A 16,985-nucleotide genomic window follows, 5' to 3' on the forward strand; every position below is an offset into this window, starting at 1 on the left:
CCGCTCATCGACAGGGCGATCAGATCAGATCTTGGGTCAGGGCGAGGGTGGCGAAGTTGTCGGCCATGATGGCCATTTCGGTCTGCTGGACATGTTCGGCGCTGAGGATGCCGCCTTTGTAAGGCAGGTCACGGGTGGCGCAGGCGTCTTCGACCAGGGTGCAGCGAAAGCCCAGGTTCTTCGCCGCGCGCACGGTGGTGCTGACGCTGGAGTGGCTCATGAAGCCGCAGACGATCAGGTCCAGGGAGCCCAGGTCCTGCAGGGTTTTTTCCAGGAGCGTGCCGTGGAAAGCGCTGGGCAGCAGCTTGCCGATGATGGTTTCGTCAGCTTGCGGCTCCAGGCCGGGGATGAACTCGCCGCGCTCGCCCTGGGGGTCGAACAGGCCACCAACGGTGCCCAAGTGGCGGACATGCACGATGGGCCGCCCGGCCCTGCGTGCGGCAGCGCTCAGTTGCTGGATATTTTCTACGGCGGCGTCCATGCCTGACAGGGCGAGCGGGCCGCTCAAATATTCTTTCTGGGCATCGATGATCACAAGGGTCGCGTGGCTCAAATTGGCCGGTGCGTAACCGCGACCGCTGAGTTGAAACATCGTCTTTGGAACGGACATTCTGGGGCTCCTGTGAGTGGGGCTTTTGCGACATTGTCCTCTGGCTGAGCGGTTCTGTGAATCGCTACTAACGTAAGGTGCGCCGTTGTTGGCCTACAGCCATGTCAAGAGGGACTGCGGTGTAACAGAAAAACCTTGAATCAGGTTAAATCCGACGTGTCGCAAAGGTTTTTCATACATCGTCCGTACAGCTTAAGGCTGTTAGAATTGCCAGTCGTTTTTTCCTGGAGCTTGCCCCCGTGATCACTTCCCGCCTGCGCACCTTGCGCGACCATATCCGTTGGGCTGTCAGCCGTTTCCATGGGGAAGACCTGTTTTTTGGCCATGGTACCGACAATGCCTGGGACGAAGCCCGGCAATTGGTGTTGGGTGCGCTGCACCTGCCTTGGGAAATTGCCGACAGCTATTTGGACTGTAACCTCGAAGAAGAAGAGATTTCCCACGTACAGCGCCTGCTGCATCGGCGTATCCACGAGCGCGTGCCCACCGCCTACCTGTTGAAAGAGGCCTGGTTCTGCGGCATGTCGTTTATTGTCGATGAGCGCGTGCTGATCCCGCGCTCCCCGATTGGCGAGTTGATCGAAAACCGTTTCGAACCCTGGCTGGCCCAGCCACCGGCGCGCATCCTCGACTTGTGCACCGGTTCCGGTTGCATCGGTATCGCCTGTGCCTACGAGTTCCAGGAAGCCGAAGTGGTGCTGGGGGACTTGTCCTTCGAAGCGCTGGAAGTGGCCAACCAGAACATCGAGCGCCATGGCGTCGACGAGCGCGTGTACACCGTGCAGGGTGACGGCTTCGACGGTTTGCCCGGCCAGCGCTTCGACCTGATTGTGTCCAACCCGCCGTATGTCGATGCCGAAGACTTTGCCGACATGCCCGACGAATACCAGCACGAGCCCGAGTTGGGCCTGGCCTGCGGTGACGACGGCTTGAACCTGGTGCGCCGGATGTTGGCCGAGGCGGCCGACCATCTGAGCGAGAAGGGTTTGCTGATTGTCGAGGTGGGCAACAGCCAGGTGCACGTTGAAGCGCTTTACCCGGAAGTGGATTTTGCCTGGCTGGAATTCCAGAACGGTGGTCATGGCGTGTTCATGCTGACGGCGCAGCAGTGCCGGGAGCATCAGGCGGTGTTTGCCTCCAGGGTCTAACCCGGTCCATGTAGGAGCTGGCTTGCCAGCGATGGCATCAACTCGGTGTAGCTGATACACCGAGTCGTCCGCATCGCAGGCAAGCCAGCTCCTACATTTGGTTTGATCAGTTAAAGCGTGTTGTCAGCGGTGCGTCGCAATCCAGATCAACAGCCCCGCCTGGAACACGGTGAACGCCACCAGGCAGGTGATGGTGAAACGCAGGCCGCTGTCCTCGCGCTTGAACTTGATGACCTTTTCTTCTTCGTGGCGCAGCTTCACTTCCTGCTCCGCCAGGTTCTGCTCAGCCTGTTGCAGCATCTGCGCGGCTTCGAGGATTTCCACGAACTGCACCTTCTCGGTGTTCCAGCTGTCCAGCACTTCGCTGACCTTGCCCGGCTGCACATGCCCCTTCAGATGCTGGACATCGGCATAGGCCACATCAAATCCCTGGATCCGCAAAAAGTGGTCGCGGCGCAGGCGGGTGGCTTCGTTCAATGCATCCTTGTTCGCCAGGTCCACGCCGTCGACGCGATAGTGCGACCACTTCTTTTTCGCCCATGCGGCACCCTGGGCCACCAGGAAGCGGCCCAGGCCTCGGTTGGCCGGCTCGATTTCCAGGCTGTTGCCCGGGCCAAAATGCACGCGGTGGGTGGCGTGGTCGACCCACACGTCCAGGTGATTCTGTTCGCGTCGCACCCGTTGGGCGGGTAATTGGATGACCATGCGCAGCAGGCTGTGGTCCTTGTTGTTGCGCTCGGCATAGCCAAATTGCACAAAGCGCAACGGTCGGGCGCCGGTGGCGCGGTCGGTGGCCAAGGGTGCCAGGCGCAGCATCTTGAAGTGTTCGGCCTCAACCTCTGCCCACGGCAGCGCAGCCGCAGCCGCCGCTTCGGTGTCGGCGGTGGTGTCGGCGGGAGGTTGTGGTACTGCTTCGGTGTTCGTCATTCGGCGCGATCCTGTCCAAGCCCAGCAAGTCGACAGTCTTTTTGCTGTCGACCCTGTGCTTATCGGCCGTTTTCTCCAGTACTGGAGGGGCAATAGTCGCTTATCGGGGGCGAAGTCCGTCGATAAAGCCAACCAGGCGCCTGCCCAGCGCATCGGCGAGGGGCAACTGCGGGTCGTTGTAGGAGCTCAATTGCTGTTTCACATCGTTGGGTACGATGCGCATCACGTGGTTCATGCCGGGGATCACCGCCAGTTCTGCGTCGGGTTTGGCCTGCTTGAGCCTTTCGGCATCGGCCACTCCCACTTGCAGGTCGGTGGTGCCCTGGACGATCAGGGCCGGCATCGTCAAGCGGGCGAACGCCGCTGCGGGGTCGGCACGAAACAGGCTGATCAGGTATGGCTGCACGCTGGGACGGAAAATCCCTTGCAGCGGGCCTGGCACATCGGCATCCACCTGGCCGGCCTTGAGTCGATCAAGGATTTGGTTGCTGCGCAGCAGCAGCGCCGGCGGCATGTGATCTGCCAGTTGCTGGCGAATCACCTGGTCTACCGGGCGGGCACTGCCGGACAGGGAGATCACCCCGGCAGGCTCGAGTTCAGGGGCGGCGAGGGCAGCCACCAAGGCGCCCTCACTGTGGCCCAGTACCACCAGGGGGCCGAAACGTGGATCGGCCTTGAGCAATTGGCCCCAGGCCACCGCGTCGGCCACATAGGCGTCCAGGGTCAGGTTGCGCTCGTCGGGTGTGGCCTTGAGGCTGGCGGCCACGCCGCGTTTGTCGTAGCGCACGCTGGCAATGTTATGCCGGGCCAGGACCCAGGCCAGGCGCTTGAGGCTGTCGTTGCGTGCGCCTTCGGCGCTGTTGCCGTTGCGGTCGGTGGGGCCGGAGCCGGCGATGATCAGCACCACGGGCACCGGTTTGTCAGATTGGGGTAGCAACAGAGAGCCAAACAACTCGCCGCTGCCGGTGTCCAGGCTGATGGGGCGTTGCAGCACCACAGGGCTGGCGGCGTGGGCGACGGTACAGAACAGGGTGAGGGTGAACAGCAAAACTCGCAGCATCATCGCGCCATCATGAGGAAGGTGCCGGTTGGACCAACGTCTACCGGGAAGGTTTCGAGGATGAACTACTGGGTGAGCCTGCGTATACTGGCGCGCTTAGTTATCACGGTTGAGTTGATTCAACTGATTTCACGGAGCGCTCTGCATGTCCGGCAATACCTACGGCAAGCTGTTCACTGTCACCACCGCGGGCGAAAGCCATGGCCCGGCGTTGGTCGCCATTGTCGACGGCTGCCCGCCCGGCCTTGAGCTGTCCCTGGACGACCTGCAGCGCGACCTCGACCGCCGCAAGCCTGGCACCAGCCGCCACACCACCCAGCGCCAGGAGCCCGACGAAGTCGAAATCCTCTCCGGCGTGTTCGAAGGCCGCACCACCGGCTGCGCCATTGGCCTGCTGATCCGCAACACCGACCAGAAGTCCAAGGACTACTCGGCAATCAAGGATCTGTTCCGCCCGGCCCACGCCGACTACACCTACCACCATAAATACGGCGAGCGCGACTACCGTGGCGGTGGCCGCAGTTCGGCGCGGGAAACCGCAATGCGCGTGGCCGCCGGGGCCATTGCCAAGAAGTACCTGGCAACCCAGGGCATTGTGATCCGTGGCTACATGAGCCAGTTGGGCCCGATCGAAATCCCGTTCAAGAGCTGGGACAGTGTGCAAGACAACGCCTTCTTCAGCCCCGACCCGGACAAGGTGCCGGAGCTGGAGGCCTATATGGACCAGCTGCGCCGTGACCAGGATTCGGTGGGCGCAAAGATCACCGTGGTCGCCGAAGGGGTGATGCCGGGCCTGGGCGAGCCGATTTTCGACCGCCTGGACGCCGAACTGGCCCACGCGCTGATGAGCATCAACGCGGTCAAGGGCGTGGAAATCGGCGCCGGTTTCGCCTGCGTGGCCCAGCGCGGCACCGAGCACCGCGATGAGCTGACCCCAGAAGGTTTTGTCAGCAACAATGCGGGCGGCATTCTTGGCGGCATCTCGTCCGGCCAGCCGATTGTGGCGCACCTGGCGCTCAAGCCGACGTCGAGCATCACCACGCCGGGGCGCTCCATTGATGTGCATGGCAACCCGGTGGACGTGATCACCAAGGGCCGCCATGACCCGTGCGTTGGCATCCGCGCCACGCCGATTGCCGAGGCAATGATGGCCATTGTGCTGATGGATCACCTGCTGCGGCACCGTGGGCAGAATGCCGATGTGCGTGTAAGTACCCCGGTACTGGGCCAGCTGTGACGGTCTGACCGTGACCGCACTCCCGTACTGGCGACTTTCCAGCTTCTATCTGTTCTATTTCGCCCTGCTGGGGGCGACGGCGCCGTTCCTGGCGCTGTACTTCCATCATCTGGGGTTCTCCAGCGCGCGTATTGGCGAGTTGGTTGCAATCCCGATGCTGATGCGCTGCGTGGCCCCCAATATCTGGGGCTGGCTGGGGGACTACACCGGTCGGCGCCTGGCCATCGTGCGTTTTGGCGCGGTGTGTACGCTGCTCAGTTTTTCGCTGATCTTTGTCAGCCAGAGCTACGCCTGGCTGGCGCTGGTGATGGCCCTGCATGCGTTCTTCTGGCACGCGGTATTGCCGCAGTTCGAGGTCATCACCCTGGCGCACCTGCAAGGCCAGACCTCGCGCTATAGCCAGGTCCGCCTGTGGGGTTCGGTGGGGTTCATCCTCGCCGTCGTCGCCCTGGGGCGGCTGTTCGAGGCCCTGAGCCTGGATATCTACCCGGTGGCGATCGTATTGATCATGGCCGGTATCATCGGTGCCAGCTGGTGGGTGCCCAATGCCCAGCCGGCTGCCACGGGCGAGCGCGGTGCCGGCGACGGCTTCCTGCGGCAACTGCGCAGCCCAGGTGTGCTGGCGTTTTATGCTTGTGTCGCCTTGATGCAAATGAGCCACGGCCCGTACTACACCTTCCTCACCCTGCACCTGGAAAGCCTCGGTTACAGCCGTGGCGTGATTGGTCTGTTGTGGGCCCTGGGCGTCGTGGCGGAAGTGCTGATGTTCATGGCCATGAGCCGGATCCTCTCGCGCTTCTCGGTGCGCCGGGTGCTGGTGGCCAGTTTCCTGTTGGCGGCGTTGCGCTGGTTGCTGCTGGGCGCGTTCGCCGAGTTCCTGTGGGTGCTGCTATTTGCCCAATTGCTGCATGCTGCAACCTTTGGCAGCTTTCATGCAGCGGCCATCCAATTTGTGCAGCGCAGCTTCGGTGCGCGCCAACAAGGCCAGGGCCAGGCCCTTTACGCCGCGCTGGCCGGTACCGGCGGCGCGCTGGGCGCCTTGTATTCCGGGTATAGCTGGAACCAGTTGGGGCCGACCCTGACTTTCAGTATCGCCAGCCTCGCAGCCCTGGCCGCTGCGTTGATCATGGCGCAGCGCTTGCCCGAGGAGCGGCCGTGAGCCCGGCCCATCATCTGCAGACTCTTACCGCCCGAGGACCCTTTTTATGAGCATTCTTTGCGTTTATCACGTTTCTACCCCGGACACCCCGAACAAGGTCCTGACCCACGCTGACGACATTGCCTCGACCCTGGCCGAGCAGGGCGTGGGTTTCGAGCGCTGGCAGGCGAGTACCCGTGTCGAGGCCGGCGCCAGTGCGGCCGAGGTGAGCGCAGCGTACCAGGCGCAAATTGACACCTGCATGACGGCACACGGTTATGCGCAGGTGCAGGTGTTGAGCGTGAGTCGCGAGCATCCGCAAAAGGATGCCGTGGCTGCAGGTTTGCGCGACGAGTATCGCCATGATGCCGACGAAATCCGCCTGTTTGCCGCCGGGCGTGGGTTGCTCGGCTTGCACATCGACGATTACGTGTACACGGTGCTCTGCGAAAAACACGACCTGCTGCGCATCCCTGCCGGCATGCCGCGCTGGTTCGACTTGGGGGAAGAGCCGCGCGTGGTCGCGATCAGCCTGTTCCAGACGGCGTCCGGGGCCGTTGCGCAAGTAAGCGGCAGTGACATCGCCCAACATTTCCCTGGGTTGGATGATTGACGTTAGTTCACTCTCCGAAAACTTATTCAATACACCTAAGTTGGAAAAGTTTGTGGGAATGGGCTCTATAGTTTGTAAGTTCCAGCTATTTGTCTGTGGGTCGATGTGTTAATCCCAGGCTTTATGTAACTCTCCCGTCGCTGTGTATTTCGTCTGTCAATAGGAGGAATCCGATTATTGGCAGTGCAAATCAATAAGAGACGGAGAGGTATGTATGAGCAGCCCAGAGGAGCCAACCCCATCCGTGGAGCCTGCGGCAGACGAAGCCTGTGTACAGGCATGCGACGGCCAGGCCGGCGGCGCGCAACTGGCGTTGCCGGATAAACCGTTGACCGCCAAGGAGTTGGAAATACTGCGCTGGGCCACGGAGGGCAAGACAGTGTGGGAAATCAGCCGGATCCGCTGTGTCTCACAGGCCACGGTGAAGTTTCATTTGCGCAATATCTACAGCAAGTTGCACGTCAATAACCGGGTCCAGGCGGCAAGCGAAGCGATCCGGCGCGGTTTATGCGGGTAAAAAAGGGCCGTGAAGCGCAACGGCTTCACGGCCCTGGGAAACAAGCTGGTACTCAGGCCGAGTGGTAGGTCGGCAGGGCAAAGCGGTGCTGGCTTTGCAGCATCGAAATCTGTGGCAACTCGCTGGCCTGTTCTGCCAGGTCACGGCGGATTGCGCTAATGACCCAGGTCAGTTGGTCGGCGGTATGCAGTTGCTGGTACGAGATCGAGCGCTTGATCTGCTTGCCCTCGGTGTTGCGCAGAGTCAGCAGGATGCCACCGTCGGGACGTGGCTGGGTGGTGACGTCGTAGTTGGAGAATACAGAAGCGAATTTGTCTTGGATCAGGCTCATGTCTATCGGCTCCATTGGCTCGTGTTGTGCGGCATGGAGTGATAGGTGCAGTGATTGTGCCAGTATCGCTATTTATAAAAACATCATATAAATCAGCATCTTATAAAAATTCGAAATTTTCAGATTCGTGCAATATGCATGAATGGCCATCGTGCATCCTGCATTTTGCGCTATTGGCCGCTGACGAGCGGTGCTGGCGTTCACCTTTGGGCGGGATACAAAACATTGCAAATCCTGCGTGTACAGCCAAGGAACGGCTGGCGTATTTTCCTGCAAGGCATTCAGGAACGGTCCTACGCCGCATGAAGGCCCGCGCACCCTACCAACAATAAGAAAAAGGACTTCTGTGCATGAGCAATCCGAACAGCGAGATGATCACCCTCGGCATGATGTTGCGTAAGGTGCCGACCATTGTCCGGGCCCTGCCACGGTTGGTGCGCGGGATCCGCGTCGCCAACATCACTGACCCCGACCAGCCCTGCGGGCTGGGCTGGACCTTCGAGCAGGCTACCCAGCGCAACCCCGAGGGCGCCGCGCTGCTATATGGCGACCAGGTGCTCAGTTACCGCCAGGCCAACCAGCACGCCAATCGCATCGCCCATCACTTGCAGGCCCAAGGTATTGGCAAGGGCGATGTGGTCGCCCTATTTATCGAAAACCGCCCCGAGCTGTTGCTGACTGTACTGGCGGTGGCCAAGATCGGCGGTATCTGCGCCATGCTCAACACCGCGCAAACCCAGGCGGTGCTGGTGCATAGCCTGACCCTGGTCAACCCCGTGGCGATTGTAGTCGGCGCCGAACTGGTCGAGGCCTTCGACGCGGTGCGGGGGCAGGTGGCGATTGATCCGCTGCGTACCTGGTATGTCGCCGATCAGCAGGCGGCGCCGGTGCCCCAGGGCTATATCGACCTGATGGCCGCCAGCGCGGACTGCCCGACGGATAACCCGGCCAGCAGCCAACAGATCTACTTCAACGACCCTTGCTTCTATATCTACACCTCCGGCACCACGGGCTTGCCCAAGGCCGGCATCTTCAAGCATGGCCGCTGGATGAAGTCCTCGGCCAGCTTCGGCACCATTGCCCTGGACATGGGGCCTGAAGACGTCGTCTATTGCACCCTGCCGCTGTACCACGCCACCGGGCTGTGTGTGTGCTGGGGCTCGGCGATTGCCGGCGCGTCGGGGTTTGCCATCCGGCGCAAGTTCAGCGCCAGCCAGTTCTGGGACGATGTGCGCAGATTCAACGCAACCACCCTGGGTTACGTCGGCGAGTTGTGCCGCTACCTGATCGACCAGCCGCCCAGCGAGCGCGACCGCGACAACCGCGTGGTGAAGATGATCGGCAACGGCTTGCGTCCTGGTGTGTGGGGGCCGTTCAAGGAGCGCTTTGGCGTCGATCATATCTGCGAGCTGTACGCGGCCAGCGACGGCAATATCGGCTTCACCAACGTGCTGAATTTCGACAACACCATCGGCTTTTCCCTGATGCACTGGGCGCTGGTGGACTACGCCCACGACACCTGCGAGCCGATCCGTGGCAGCAATGGGTTTATGCGTGAAGTGCAGAAGGGCGGCCAGGGCCTGCTGCTGGCCAGGATCGACGACAAAGCGCCGTTCGATGGCTACACCGACCCGGAAAAGAACCGCAAGGTGGTGTTGAGCGATGTGTTCGAGAAGGGCGATCGCTATTTCAACACCGGCGATCTGTTGCGCAGTATCGGCTTTGGCCATGCGCAGTTCGTCGACCGCCTGGGCGACACTTATCGCTGGAAGGGCGAGAACGTCTCCACCACCGAAGTGGAGAACATCTTTATGCAGCACCCGCAGATCACTGAGGCGGTGGCCTACGGGGTGGAAATCGCCAACACCAACGGTCGTGCCGGGATGGCCGCGATTACCCCGTCCGAATCCCTGGCCACCCTGGATATGCAGGCGTTGCTGCAATTCGCCCAGAGCCAGATGCCAGCCTATGCGGTGCCGCTGTTCCTGCGGATCAAGGTGAAGATGGAAACCACCGGCACTTTCAAGTACCAGAAGGTGCGGCTCAAGGAAGAAGCGTTCGACCCGGCCCGGGTTGGCGACGATCCACTGTATGCCTGGCTGCCGGGTACGGATGCCTACGTACCGGTAACCGGCCAGGTGCTGGCGGATATCCAGGGCGGAAAGTATCGCTACTAAGGCACTTGATAGAGTCTGGCTATCGAAGCTTTCGATAGAAAAGGGGTGACAGGCGTGGCGCTGCTCGGGAAACTGACGGCCTTACGCCACACCCTCCAGGGAGCCGCAGATGTCAGATCAAGCCAAACAAATGACCGAAGAAGAAGCCGCCGAATTTGCCGAGCAGGTCTTCGACGTCGCCCGTCGAGGCGATGCCGCCATGCTGGCCGCGCTGCTGGCCAAGGGCTTGCCGGTCAATCTGCGTAACCACAATGGCGACACCTTGTTGATGTTGTCCGCCTACCACGGGCACGCCGAGGCGGTGAAGGTGCTGCTGGAGTTCAAGGCCGACCCGCAGATCGCCAACGATAAGAACCAACTGCCGATTGCCGGCGCGGCATTCAAGGGCAACCTGGCGGTGGTCAAGGCGTTGATCGAGGGCGGCAGCCCGGTTGACGGCGCTTCTGCCGATGGCCGCACGGCGCTGATGATGGCGGCGATGTTCAACCGTACCGAGATGGTCGAGTACCTGCTCAGCGTCGGGGCCAACCCCAAGGCCACGGATGCCCAGGGTGTGACCGCGCTGGGTGCGGCCCAGGCCATGGGAGCAGCGGATACGACGGCGCAGTTGCAAAAACTGGTGTAGGCTTTGCGCCCTCAAAATCAGCCTCGCCACAGGATTCGCCCATGAACACCGCGCTCGTCGAACTCATCACTAAAATCAGTTCCGGTTGCCTGGGCGACGCCGAGATCGTGCGGATCGCCGATGAGGCCAGTCAGGCCTACGCCGATGCCGATGGATTCCTGGCGGCCAACCCCGATATCAACTACGACGACAGCTTCCCCATCCCCCTGGGCGAGTGGATTGTGGTGGGCAGCCTGCCGGAGACGGTGCTGTTCCAGGCCGATACCTACCAGGACCTGTTCGCCCAGATCGTCGCCTCCTTTGGCCCCGACGTAGCGTTCAACCTCAAGCCCAAGCAACTGGCCAAGACCGAAGCCCTGACGGCGCTCAATCGCATCCAGATCCAGCTCGACGCCATGAACCCGGAAAACGGCGGCTATACCCTGATGAACTTCAGCCAGTTGCTCGATGACGAGATCCAGGCGGTGTTGGTATATGGCAACGACGTGTCACGGGTGCTGGCGTTGTGTGCCGAACTCGGGATCAAGGGCGAACCGTCCCTGGAAGCCCTGCGCATCGCAGTGCATGTCTGAAATAAAACGGAACCCTCGTCAGGGCTGGCTATCCTAAACAGGCAAACCCTCACTTAGGAGCGACACCATGGGTTCCACATTTAATGGTCTGATCGGGTTGATCATCCTGGCGCTGGATATCTGGGCGATCATCAACGTGTTCAAAAGCGGCGCCAGCACCGGGGCCAAAGTGTTGTGGATCCTGTTGATCCTGCTGTTGCCGGTACTTGGCCTGATTATCTGGGCCATCGCCGGGCCACGGGGCAATGTGCGGATCTGACCCTCTGCGCGCACAAGCAGATAAATAATGTGGGAGCGGGCTTGCTCGCGATAACGGTGTGTCAGCCAATCAATCTGGTACTGATACACCGCTATCGCGAGCAAGCCCGCTCCCACCTTTAATTACGCTGTGTTCTGTAGATTTGTGTTTCGAGATATTCGCTGCACAAAATTTTCACACTTCATCCAAGACAATTCCCCCGCTTTATTTTCCTGCCACGGTCCGTCTGTGCCGCCAGGAGCCCTGCGCAATGAGTAATCAATAGCGTTGCCGACGTTGATCGGGCACCATCTGCCCACCGCGTAATACCCTGGACCCTGCGCCTTTATTGGCGGGGCAGGACGCCGCTGCATTATTTCGCAACTTAAACTTCCAATGGGTCCTCAAACAACATGGCAAACCCGGACGCCCTGAATCAGCAGCGAGCTGCTAGTCGCCTGCTGCAACCGACCGTCAAATCCCACCTGGCCTACACGCTGCTCTGCGCCCTGGTCATGATGGTGATGCTTTCCCTGCTGCGCCTGGGACTGTTGGTGTACAACCGCGACATGATGCTCGACACCCCGGCCGCGACCTTCCTGGAAGCGTTCGCCAATGGCCTGCGCCTGGACTTGCGCCTGGTGGTGTACCTGAGCATCCCGCTGATCCTGGCCCTGTTCAGCGTGCGCGCCATGGCCGCCCGCGGGTTCTTCCGGCTGTGGCTGACCGTGGTCTCCAGTATTGCGCTGTTCCTCGGCCTGATGGAGATGGACTTCTACCGCGAGTTCCACCAGCGCCTCAACGGCCTGGTTTTCCAGTACGTCAAGGAAGATCCGAAAACCGTGATGAGCATGCTCTGGTACGGTTTCCCGGTGGTGCGCTACCTGCTGGGCTGGGCCGTGGGTACGTTTATCCTGAGCATCGCCTTCAAGGGCGCCGACCGCGCAACGCGCCCCCGTGGCCCGTTCAGCGGTGGCACCGTCGGCACCCGCCAGGTCGCGCCGTGGTACAGCCGCATCGCGGTGTTCGTGGTGTGCCTGCTGATTGCCGTGGTCGCCGCGCGCGGCACCCTGCGCCAGGGCCCGCCGCTGCGTTGGGGTGACGTGTACACCACCGACTCGAACTTCGCCAACCACCTGGGCCTCAACGGCACGTTGTCGCTGATCGGGGCGGCCAAGGCGCGGTTCTCCGAGCACCGCGAGAACGTCTGGAAAGCCACCCTGGAGCAGCCGCTGGCCACCCAGACCGTGCGCGACATGCTGGTGCTGCCTGACGAAAAACTGGTGGATACCGACACCGCCGCCGTGCGCCGTGACTTTACGCCACCGGCCGAGAAGACCCTGCCGATCAAGAACGTCGTGGTGATCCTGATGGAAAGCTTCGCCGGTCACTCGGTGGGCGCCCTGGGCAGTGGCGGCAAGATCACGCCGTACTTCGACGAGTTGACCAAGGAAGGCCTGCTGTTCGACCGCTTCTTCTCCAATGGCACCCATACCCACCAGGGCATGTTCGCCACCATGGCCTGCTTCCCGAACCTGCCAGGCTTCGAATACCTGATGCAGACCCCCGAAGGCAGCCACAAGCTGTCGGGCCTGCCGCAATTGCTCAGTGCCCGTGATTTCGACGACGTGTATGTCTACAACGGCGACTTCGCCTGGGACAACCAGTCGGGCTTCTTCAGCAACCAGGGCATGACCAACTTCATTGGCCGCAATGACTTCGTCGACCCGGTGTTCTCCGATCCGACCTGGGGCGTGTCCGACCAGGACATGTTCAATCGTGGCCTGCAGGAACTGAAGGCACGCGAAGGCGGCAAGCCGTTCTACGCCCTGCTGCAAACCCTGTCCAACCATACGCCGTACGCCTTGCCGACGCCGTTGCCGGTCGAGGCGGTGACTGACCGTGGCCGCCTCAACGAGCATTTGACGGCCATGCGCTACTCCGACTGGGCCCTGGGCCAGTTCTTCGAGAAGGCCCGCAAGGAGCCGTACTTCAAGGACACTCTGTTTGTGATCGTCGGCGACCATGGTTTTGGTAACGAGCAACAGATCACCGAAATGGACCTGGGCCGCTTCAACGTGCCGCTGCTGCTGATCGCACCGGGCGTGCAGGACAAGTTCGGTGTGCGTGACCACACCGTGGGCACGCAGATCGATATCGTGCCGACCATCATGGGCCGCCTGGGCGGGGAAACCCGCCACCAGTGCTGGGGCCGTGACCTGCTCAACCTGCCGGAAGGCGACAAGGGCTTTGGCGTGATCAAGCCCTCGGGCAGCGACCAGACCGTGGCCTTGCTCACCGCTGACCGCGTGTTGGTACTGCCCAAGGAAATGCCACCCAAGCTGTGGCAATACGAACTGGGCGCCAACCCAAGTGGCAAGGTGATCCCTGAGTCGGCGGATGAGGCGCAACTCAAGCAGAAACTTGAGTCGTTCCTGCAAACCGCCACCAAGAGCCTGCTGGATAACACCGCAGGCGTAGTGGACGGCAAGCCGGACTAATCGCCCGGCAATAAAAAAGAGGCCTTTTACAAGGCCTCTTTTTTTTGCATTTTTTTTAACGCTGGGGGGTTATATCTTGCCCAGCAGCAACAGAATCAACAGCACCACCAGCACCGTGCCGAGAATACCCGATGGCCCATAACCCCAGTTGCGCGAGTGCGGGAACACCGGCAGACCGCCGACCAGCAGGAGGATCAGAACAATGATAAGAATGAGGCTCATAGTGTGTTTTCCTTATTCGTCTTCTGAAAAGACCTGATTGTTAATACCAGAGCCGAACATCTAAAACGGCTGCCTTAACTGATCCGACTCCTGCACTTTGCAGAAAATTCCCTGTTTTTTTAATGCGATTTGGCCGCTGGCTTATTTCCTTTTTAATTGTTGTGCTGTGTCGCACTTAGTTTAAAAAGATTGAACTTACCCCAGGCCCCGGCATCCGACCGGGCTTTTGGTTTGCCCCGGGCATTCAGCAACTTGATGGTGCATGGGCCGGTGAATAACCTTCGCTACACTGGCGCTTACTTCCTCCCTGAACCACAAGGCTACTTCCTATGCAAAATCGCATGATGATCACCGGCGCCGGATCCGGCCTGGGTCGCGAAATCGCTCTGCGCTGGGCCCGCGAAGGCTGGCAACTGGCCTTGTCGGATGTCAGCGAGCCGGGCTTGCAGGAAACCCTCGCGCTGGTGCGCCAGGCCGGTGGCGACGGGTTTATCCAGCGCTGTGACGTGCGTGACTACAGCCAGCTCACGGCCTTTGCCCAGGCCTGTGAGGTCAAGCTGGGCGGCATTGATGTGATCGTCAACAACGCCGGGGTCGCCTCCGGTGGGTTCTTCAGCGAACTGTCCCTGGAGGATTGGGATTGGCAGATCGCAATCAACCTGATGGGCGTGGTCAAGGGCTGCAAGGCCTTCCTGCCGCTGCTGGAAAAGAGCAAGGGCCGGATCATCAACATCGCCTCCATGGCGGCCCTGATGCAAGGCCCGGCCATGAGCAACTACAACGTGGCCAAGGCCGGTGTGGTGGCGCTCTCGGAAAGCCTGCTGGTGGAACTCAAGCAGCAGGAAGTCGGGGTGCATGTGGTGTGCCCGTCGTTCTTCCAGACCAACCTGCTGGACTCATTCCGCGGCCCGACCCCGGCGATGAAGGCCCAGGTCGGCAAACTGCTGGAAAGTTCGCCCATCACTGCAGCAGACATTGCCGATTACATCTACCAGCGTGTGGCCGTCGGTGACTTCATGATCCTGCCTCACGAACAGGGGCGGATGGCCTGGGCACTGAAGCAGAAAAATCCGCAGTTGCTGTATGACGAAATGACCAACATGTCGGAAAAAATGCGCGCCAAGGCGCAGTCGGCCAAAGGCTGAAAGATATAAACAATGGGTTTATGTTTTTGCGGACTTATTGGGCTGTTTGATATTCGTCTGTCAGTTAAGGCAACCATGGTTTGTAGGGTGGATCTGTTTATCTAGCAGGTTATTGATGGCTCGTAGGGGAGGGCGCATGGTCGCGGTCCGGTAACTTTCCAAAGGACAAAACGCCATGCTGGTACTTAGCCGCGCGGTAGGCGAAATCATTTCCATCGGCGATCACATCACCCTGCGGATCCTGGAGGTCAACAACCTCCAGGTGAAACTCGGCGTGGAAGCGCCGGCAGGGGTCAATGTGCATCGGGCTGAGGTCTACGAAAAGATCCGCAGCCTACAGGGGCACCCGGTGCCCGTGGCCAACCCTTAGTCGAACAGGTGCTTGGGCACATCGTGCTTGAGCATCAACTGGCACTGTTCACTCTCCGGATCGAAAACGATCAGCGCCTGGCCCTTGGTCAACGCCTGGCGTACGCGCAGCACTCGGGTTTCCAGGGGCGTGTCGTCGCCGTTGTCGGTGCCGTCGCGGGTCACGAAGTCTTCGATGAGGCGGGTCAGGGTGTCGACTTCAAGTGCATCGTAGGGAATCAGCATACAAGCCTCAAATGGTGGATCCCGGCGATCCTACTGTGCCGGGATCATAGTTGCCAGCCTCAGGATTTCTGTCCGACCAGGCTGTCCACCGAGGGCACACGGGTGTCGCTCTCCATTTGTGTTTCATGTTCCAGTTGATGACTGAAGCGGTCCAGGGAGCCCTGGGCCGGTTGCGCATCGCTGGCAAATACCGGCGGGCTGAGGATGTAGGCGCCCAGCAGGCGGCTCAAGGCGGCGAGGCTGTCGATATGGGTGCGCTCGTAGCCGTGGGTCGCATCGCAGCCAAAGGCCAGCAACGCGGTGCGGATATCGTGGCCGGCGGTGACCGCCGAGTGCGCGTCGCTGAAGTAGTAGCGAAACAGGTCACGGCGTACCGGCAGGTCGTTTTCCGCCGCCAGGTGCAGCAAGTGGCGGGACAGGTGATAGTCGTAGGGGCCGCCAGAGTCCTGCATCGCCACGCTTACTGCATGCTCGCTGGAATGCTGGCCGGGGGCGACCGGGGCAATGTCGATGCCGACGAATTCGCTGACATCCCAGGGTAATGCGGCGGCCGCGCCACTGCCGGTTTCTTCGGTGATGGTGAACAGCGGGTGACAGTCGATCAGCAACGGTTCGCCACTGTCGACGATGGCCTTGAGGGCCGCGAGCAAGGCTGCGACGCCGGCTTTGTCATCCAGGTGGCGGGCGCTGATATGGCCGCTTTCGGTAAACTCCGGCAGCGGGTCGAAGGCCACGAAATCACCGACGCTGATCCCCAGGGAATCGCAATCGGCGCGGGTGGCGCAGTAGGCGTCCAGGCGCAGTTCGATATGGTCCCAACTGATTGGCATTTCATCCACCGCGGTATTGAACGCGTGCCCGGAGGCCATCAGTGGCAGGACGCTGCCACGGATCACGCCATTGTCGGTGAACAGGCTGACGCGGCTACCCTCGGCAAAACGGCTGGACCAGCAGCCCACCGGGGCCAGGGTCAGGCGGCCATTGTCCTTGATCGCCCGCACGGCGGCGCCGATGGTGTCCAGGTGCGCGGAAACCGCGCGGTCCGGGCTGTTTTTCTGGCCCTTGAGGGTGGCGCGGATGGTGCCGCGCCGGGTCATCTCAAAGGGGATGCCCAGCTCTTCCAGGCGCTCGGCGACGTAGCGCACGATGGTGTCGGTAAACCCGGTGGGGCTGGGGATGGCGAGCATTTCCAGCAGCACTTTCTGCAGGTAGTTGAGATCCGGTTCGGGGATGGTTCGGGTCATGGAAACTCCTGATGAATTGAGGGCATCGATGGTTTCGATGAGGGGCTGGGTATGTGTTGCCTCGGCCGGCCCCATCGCAGGCAAGC

Annotated in this window: 19 protein-coding genes; 12 read left to right on the forward strand and 7 right to left on the reverse strand. The window is 61.0% G+C overall.

All coding sequences use genetic code 11. The features are described from left to right. Positions 1–19 precede the first annotated feature (19 nt). A complete protein-coding gene (locus HBO19_RS05505; RefSeq protein WP_169952802.1) occupies positions 20–610 on the reverse strand; it encodes a cysteine hydrolase family protein in 591 nt (196 codons plus the stop codon). Positions 611–849: 239 nt separating this feature from the next. Here HBO19_RS05505 and prmB point away from each other — a divergent pair, with 239 nt between their 5' ends. Further along, complete coding sequence (gene prmB / locus HBO19_RS05510; RefSeq protein WP_169952800.1) at positions 850–1,758, forward strand: 50S ribosomal protein L3 N(5)-glutamine methyltransferase; 909 nt, start codon at positions 850–852, stop codon at positions 1,756–1,758. Positions 1,759–1,881: 123 nt separating this feature from the next. On the opposite strand, the gene HBO19_RS05515 is transcribed toward prmB, so the two are convergent. Together HBO19_RS05515 and HBO19_RS05520 are read right to left on the reverse strand one after the other, a co-directional pair. Next, positions 1,882–2,685: a hypothetical protein gene (locus HBO19_RS05515; protein ID WP_170057020.1), complete on the reverse strand. Its 804-nt coding sequence runs from the start codon at positions 2,683–2,685 to the stop codon at positions 1,882–1,884. 100 nt (positions 2,686–2,785) lie between these two features. After that, a complete protein-coding gene (locus HBO19_RS05520; RefSeq protein ID WP_170057021.1) occupies positions 2,786–3,748 on the reverse strand; it encodes an alpha/beta fold hydrolase in 963 nt (320 codons plus the stop codon). A gap of 142 nt (positions 3,749–3,890) precedes the next feature. On the opposite strand from HBO19_RS05520, the gene aroC reads away from it, so the two are divergent. The 4 genes from aroC (at position 3,891) to HBO19_RS05540 (ending at position 7,250) form a co-directional block, all read left to right on the forward strand. Continuing rightward, positions 3,891–4,982 carry a chorismate synthase gene (gene aroC, locus HBO19_RS05525; RefSeq protein ID WP_170042763.1) on the forward strand — a complete coding sequence of 364 codons (1,092 nt, stop codon included), beginning with the start codon at positions 3,891–3,893 and terminating at the stop codon, positions 4,980–4,982. A 10-nt stretch (positions 4,983–4,992) separates the two neighbouring features. After that, complete coding sequence (locus HBO19_RS05530; RefSeq protein ID WP_169952792.1) at positions 4,993–6,141, forward strand: MFS transporter; 1,149 nt, start codon at positions 4,993–4,995, stop codon at positions 6,139–6,141. 46 nt (positions 6,142–6,187) lie between these two features. Continuing rightward, positions 6,188–6,733 (forward strand): acireductone dioxygenase, encoded by a 546-nt coding sequence (locus tag HBO19_RS05535; protein WP_169952790.1) that lies wholly within the window; start codon positions 6,188–6,190, stop codon positions 6,731–6,733. Between the two features lie 214 nt (positions 6,734–6,947). Next, positions 6,948–7,250, forward strand: a complete 303-nt coding sequence (locus HBO19_RS05540; protein ID WP_169952788.1) for a helix-turn-helix transcriptional regulator — start codon at positions 6,948–6,950, stop codon at positions 7,248–7,250. A 52-nt stretch (positions 7,251–7,302) separates the two neighbouring features. On the opposite strand, the gene HBO19_RS05545 is transcribed toward HBO19_RS05540, so the two are convergent. Then, a complete protein-coding gene (locus HBO19_RS05545; protein ID WP_038447301.1) occupies positions 7,303–7,581 on the reverse strand; it encodes a DUF3509 domain-containing protein in 279 nt (92 codons plus the stop codon). A 350-nt stretch (positions 7,582–7,931) separates the two neighbouring features. Between HBO19_RS05545 and HBO19_RS05550 the strand changes: the two genes are divergently transcribed. The 5 genes from HBO19_RS05550 (at position 7,932) to HBO19_RS05570 (ending at position 13,694) form a co-directional block, all read left to right on the forward strand. Further along, the gene (locus HBO19_RS05550; protein WP_170057022.1) at positions 7,932–9,758 is read left to right on the forward strand and encodes a long-chain-acyl-CoA synthetase; all 1,827 of its coding nucleotides are present in this window, start codon (positions 7,932–7,934) and stop codon (positions 9,756–9,758) included. A gap of 109 nt (positions 9,759–9,867) precedes the next feature. Further along, positions 9,868–10,383, forward strand: coding sequence for an ankyrin repeat domain-containing protein (locus HBO19_RS05555; RefSeq protein ID WP_170057023.1), 516 nt, complete (start codon positions 9,868–9,870; stop codon positions 10,381–10,383). Between the two features lie 41 nt (positions 10,384–10,424). Beyond that, positions 10,425–10,955, forward strand: a complete 531-nt coding sequence (locus HBO19_RS05560) for a hypothetical protein (protein WP_170057024.1) — start codon at positions 10,425–10,427, stop codon at positions 10,953–10,955. A gap of 67 nt (positions 10,956–11,022) precedes the next feature. Then, positions 11,023–11,214, forward strand: a complete 192-nt coding sequence (locus HBO19_RS05565) for a PLDc N-terminal domain-containing protein (protein ID WP_003172956.1) — start codon at positions 11,023–11,025, stop codon at positions 11,212–11,214. Between the two features lie 392 nt (positions 11,215–11,606). After that, positions 11,607–13,694 carry an LTA synthase family protein gene (locus HBO19_RS05570; protein WP_170057025.1) on the forward strand — a complete coding sequence of 696 codons (2,088 nt, stop codon included), beginning with the start codon at positions 11,607–11,609 and terminating at the stop codon, positions 13,692–13,694. A gap of 69 nt (positions 13,695–13,763) precedes the next feature. Here the strand turns inward: HBO19_RS05570 and HBO19_RS05575 are convergent, their stop codons facing one another. Beyond that, a complete protein-coding gene (locus HBO19_RS05575; RefSeq protein ID WP_032863216.1) occupies positions 13,764–13,916 on the reverse strand; it encodes a DUF3309 family protein in 153 nt (50 codons plus the stop codon). Positions 13,917–14,245: 329 nt separating this feature from the next. Between HBO19_RS05575 and HBO19_RS05580 the strand changes: the two genes are divergently transcribed. After that, entirely contained in the window at positions 14,246–15,061 is an 816-nt protein-coding gene (locus tag HBO19_RS05580; RefSeq protein ID WP_170057026.1) for an SDR family oxidoreductase, read from the forward strand. A 175-nt stretch (positions 15,062–15,236) separates the two neighbouring features. Next, complete coding sequence (csrA, locus tag HBO19_RS05585; protein ID WP_170057027.1) at positions 15,237–15,431, forward strand: carbon storage regulator CsrA; 195 nt, start codon at positions 15,237–15,239, stop codon at positions 15,429–15,431. On the opposite strand, the gene HBO19_RS05590 is transcribed toward csrA, so the two are convergent. Both HBO19_RS05590 and HBO19_RS05595 read right to left on the reverse strand, forming a co-directional pair. Next, positions 15,428–15,655 carry a YheU family protein gene (locus HBO19_RS05590; protein WP_003192759.1) on the reverse strand — a complete coding sequence of 76 codons (228 nt, stop codon included), beginning with the start codon at positions 15,653–15,655 and terminating at the stop codon, positions 15,428–15,430. The genes csrA and HBO19_RS05590 overlap by 4 nt on opposite strands. 59 nt (positions 15,656–15,714) lie before the next feature. Then, positions 15,715–16,899, reverse strand: a complete 1,185-nt coding sequence (locus tag HBO19_RS05595; protein ID WP_115127811.1) for an osmoprotectant NAGGN system M42 family peptidase — start codon at positions 16,897–16,899, stop codon at positions 15,715–15,717. Positions 16,900–16,985 lie beyond the last annotated feature (86 nt).

Origin of the sequence: Pseudomonas sp. WS 5021, from assembly GCF_012985535.1 — a bacterium.
Classification (GTDB): domain Bacteria; phylum Pseudomonadota; class Gammaproteobacteria; order Pseudomonadales; family Pseudomonadaceae; genus Aquipseudomonas.

What these genes read in the sequence shown, in the direction of transcription:
- HBO19_RS05505 (WP_169952802.1), bottom strand. Translation starts at nt 610, where the DNA reads ATGTCCGTTCCAAAGACGATGTTTCAACTCAGCGGTCGCGGTTACGCA.
- HBO19_RS05515 (WP_170057020.1), bottom strand. Translation starts at nt 2,685, where the DNA reads ATGACGAACACCGAAGCAGTACCACAACCTCCCGCCGACACCACCGCC.
- HBO19_RS05520 (WP_170057021.1), bottom strand. Translation starts at nt 3,748, where the DNA reads ATGATGCTGCGAGTTTTGCTGTTCACCCTCACCCTGTTCTGTACCGTC.
- aroC (WP_170042763.1), top strand. Translation starts at nt 3,891, where the DNA reads ATGTCCGGCAATACCTACGGCAAGCTGTTCACTGTCACCACCGCGGGC.
- HBO19_RS05535 (WP_169952790.1), top strand. Translation starts at nt 6,188, where the DNA reads ATGAGCATTCTTTGCGTTTATCACGTTTCTACCCCGGACACCCCGAAC.
- HBO19_RS05540 (WP_169952788.1), top strand. Translation starts at nt 6,948, where the DNA reads ATGAGCAGCCCAGAGGAGCCAACCCCATCCGTGGAGCCTGCGGCAGAC.
- HBO19_RS05545 (WP_038447301.1), bottom strand. Translation starts at nt 7,581, where the DNA reads ATGAGCCTGATCCAAGACAAATTCGCTTCTGTATTCTCCAACTACGAC.
- HBO19_RS05550 (WP_170057022.1), top strand. Translation starts at nt 7,932, where the DNA reads ATGAGCAATCCGAACAGCGAGATGATCACCCTCGGCATGATGTTGCGT.
- HBO19_RS05555 (WP_170057023.1), top strand. Translation starts at nt 9,868, where the DNA reads ATGTCAGATCAAGCCAAACAAATGACCGAAGAAGAAGCCGCCGAATTT.
- HBO19_RS05560 (WP_170057024.1), top strand. Translation starts at nt 10,425, where the DNA reads ATGAACACCGCGCTCGTCGAACTCATCACTAAAATCAGTTCCGGTTGC.
- HBO19_RS05565 (WP_003172956.1), top strand. Translation starts at nt 11,023, where the DNA reads ATGGGTTCCACATTTAATGGTCTGATCGGGTTGATCATCCTGGCGCTG.
- HBO19_RS05570 (WP_170057025.1), top strand. Translation starts at nt 11,607, where the DNA reads ATGGCAAACCCGGACGCCCTGAATCAGCAGCGAGCTGCTAGTCGCCTG.
- HBO19_RS05575 (WP_032863216.1), bottom strand. Translation starts at nt 13,916, where the DNA reads ATGAGCCTCATTCTTATCATTGTTCTGATCCTCCTGCTGGTCGGCGGT.
- HBO19_RS05580 (WP_170057026.1), top strand. Translation starts at nt 14,246, where the DNA reads ATGCAAAATCGCATGATGATCACCGGCGCCGGATCCGGCCTGGGTCGC.
- csrA (WP_170057027.1), top strand. Translation starts at nt 15,237, where the DNA reads ATGCTGGTACTTAGCCGCGCGGTAGGCGAAATCATTTCCATCGGCGAT.
- HBO19_RS05590 (WP_003192759.1), bottom strand. Translation starts at nt 15,655, where the DNA reads ATGCTGATTCCCTACGATGCACTTGAAGTCGACACCCTGACCCGCCTC.
- HBO19_RS05595 (WP_115127811.1), bottom strand. Translation starts at nt 16,899, where the DNA reads ATGACCCGAACCATCCCCGAACCGGATCTCAACTACCTGCAGAAAGTG.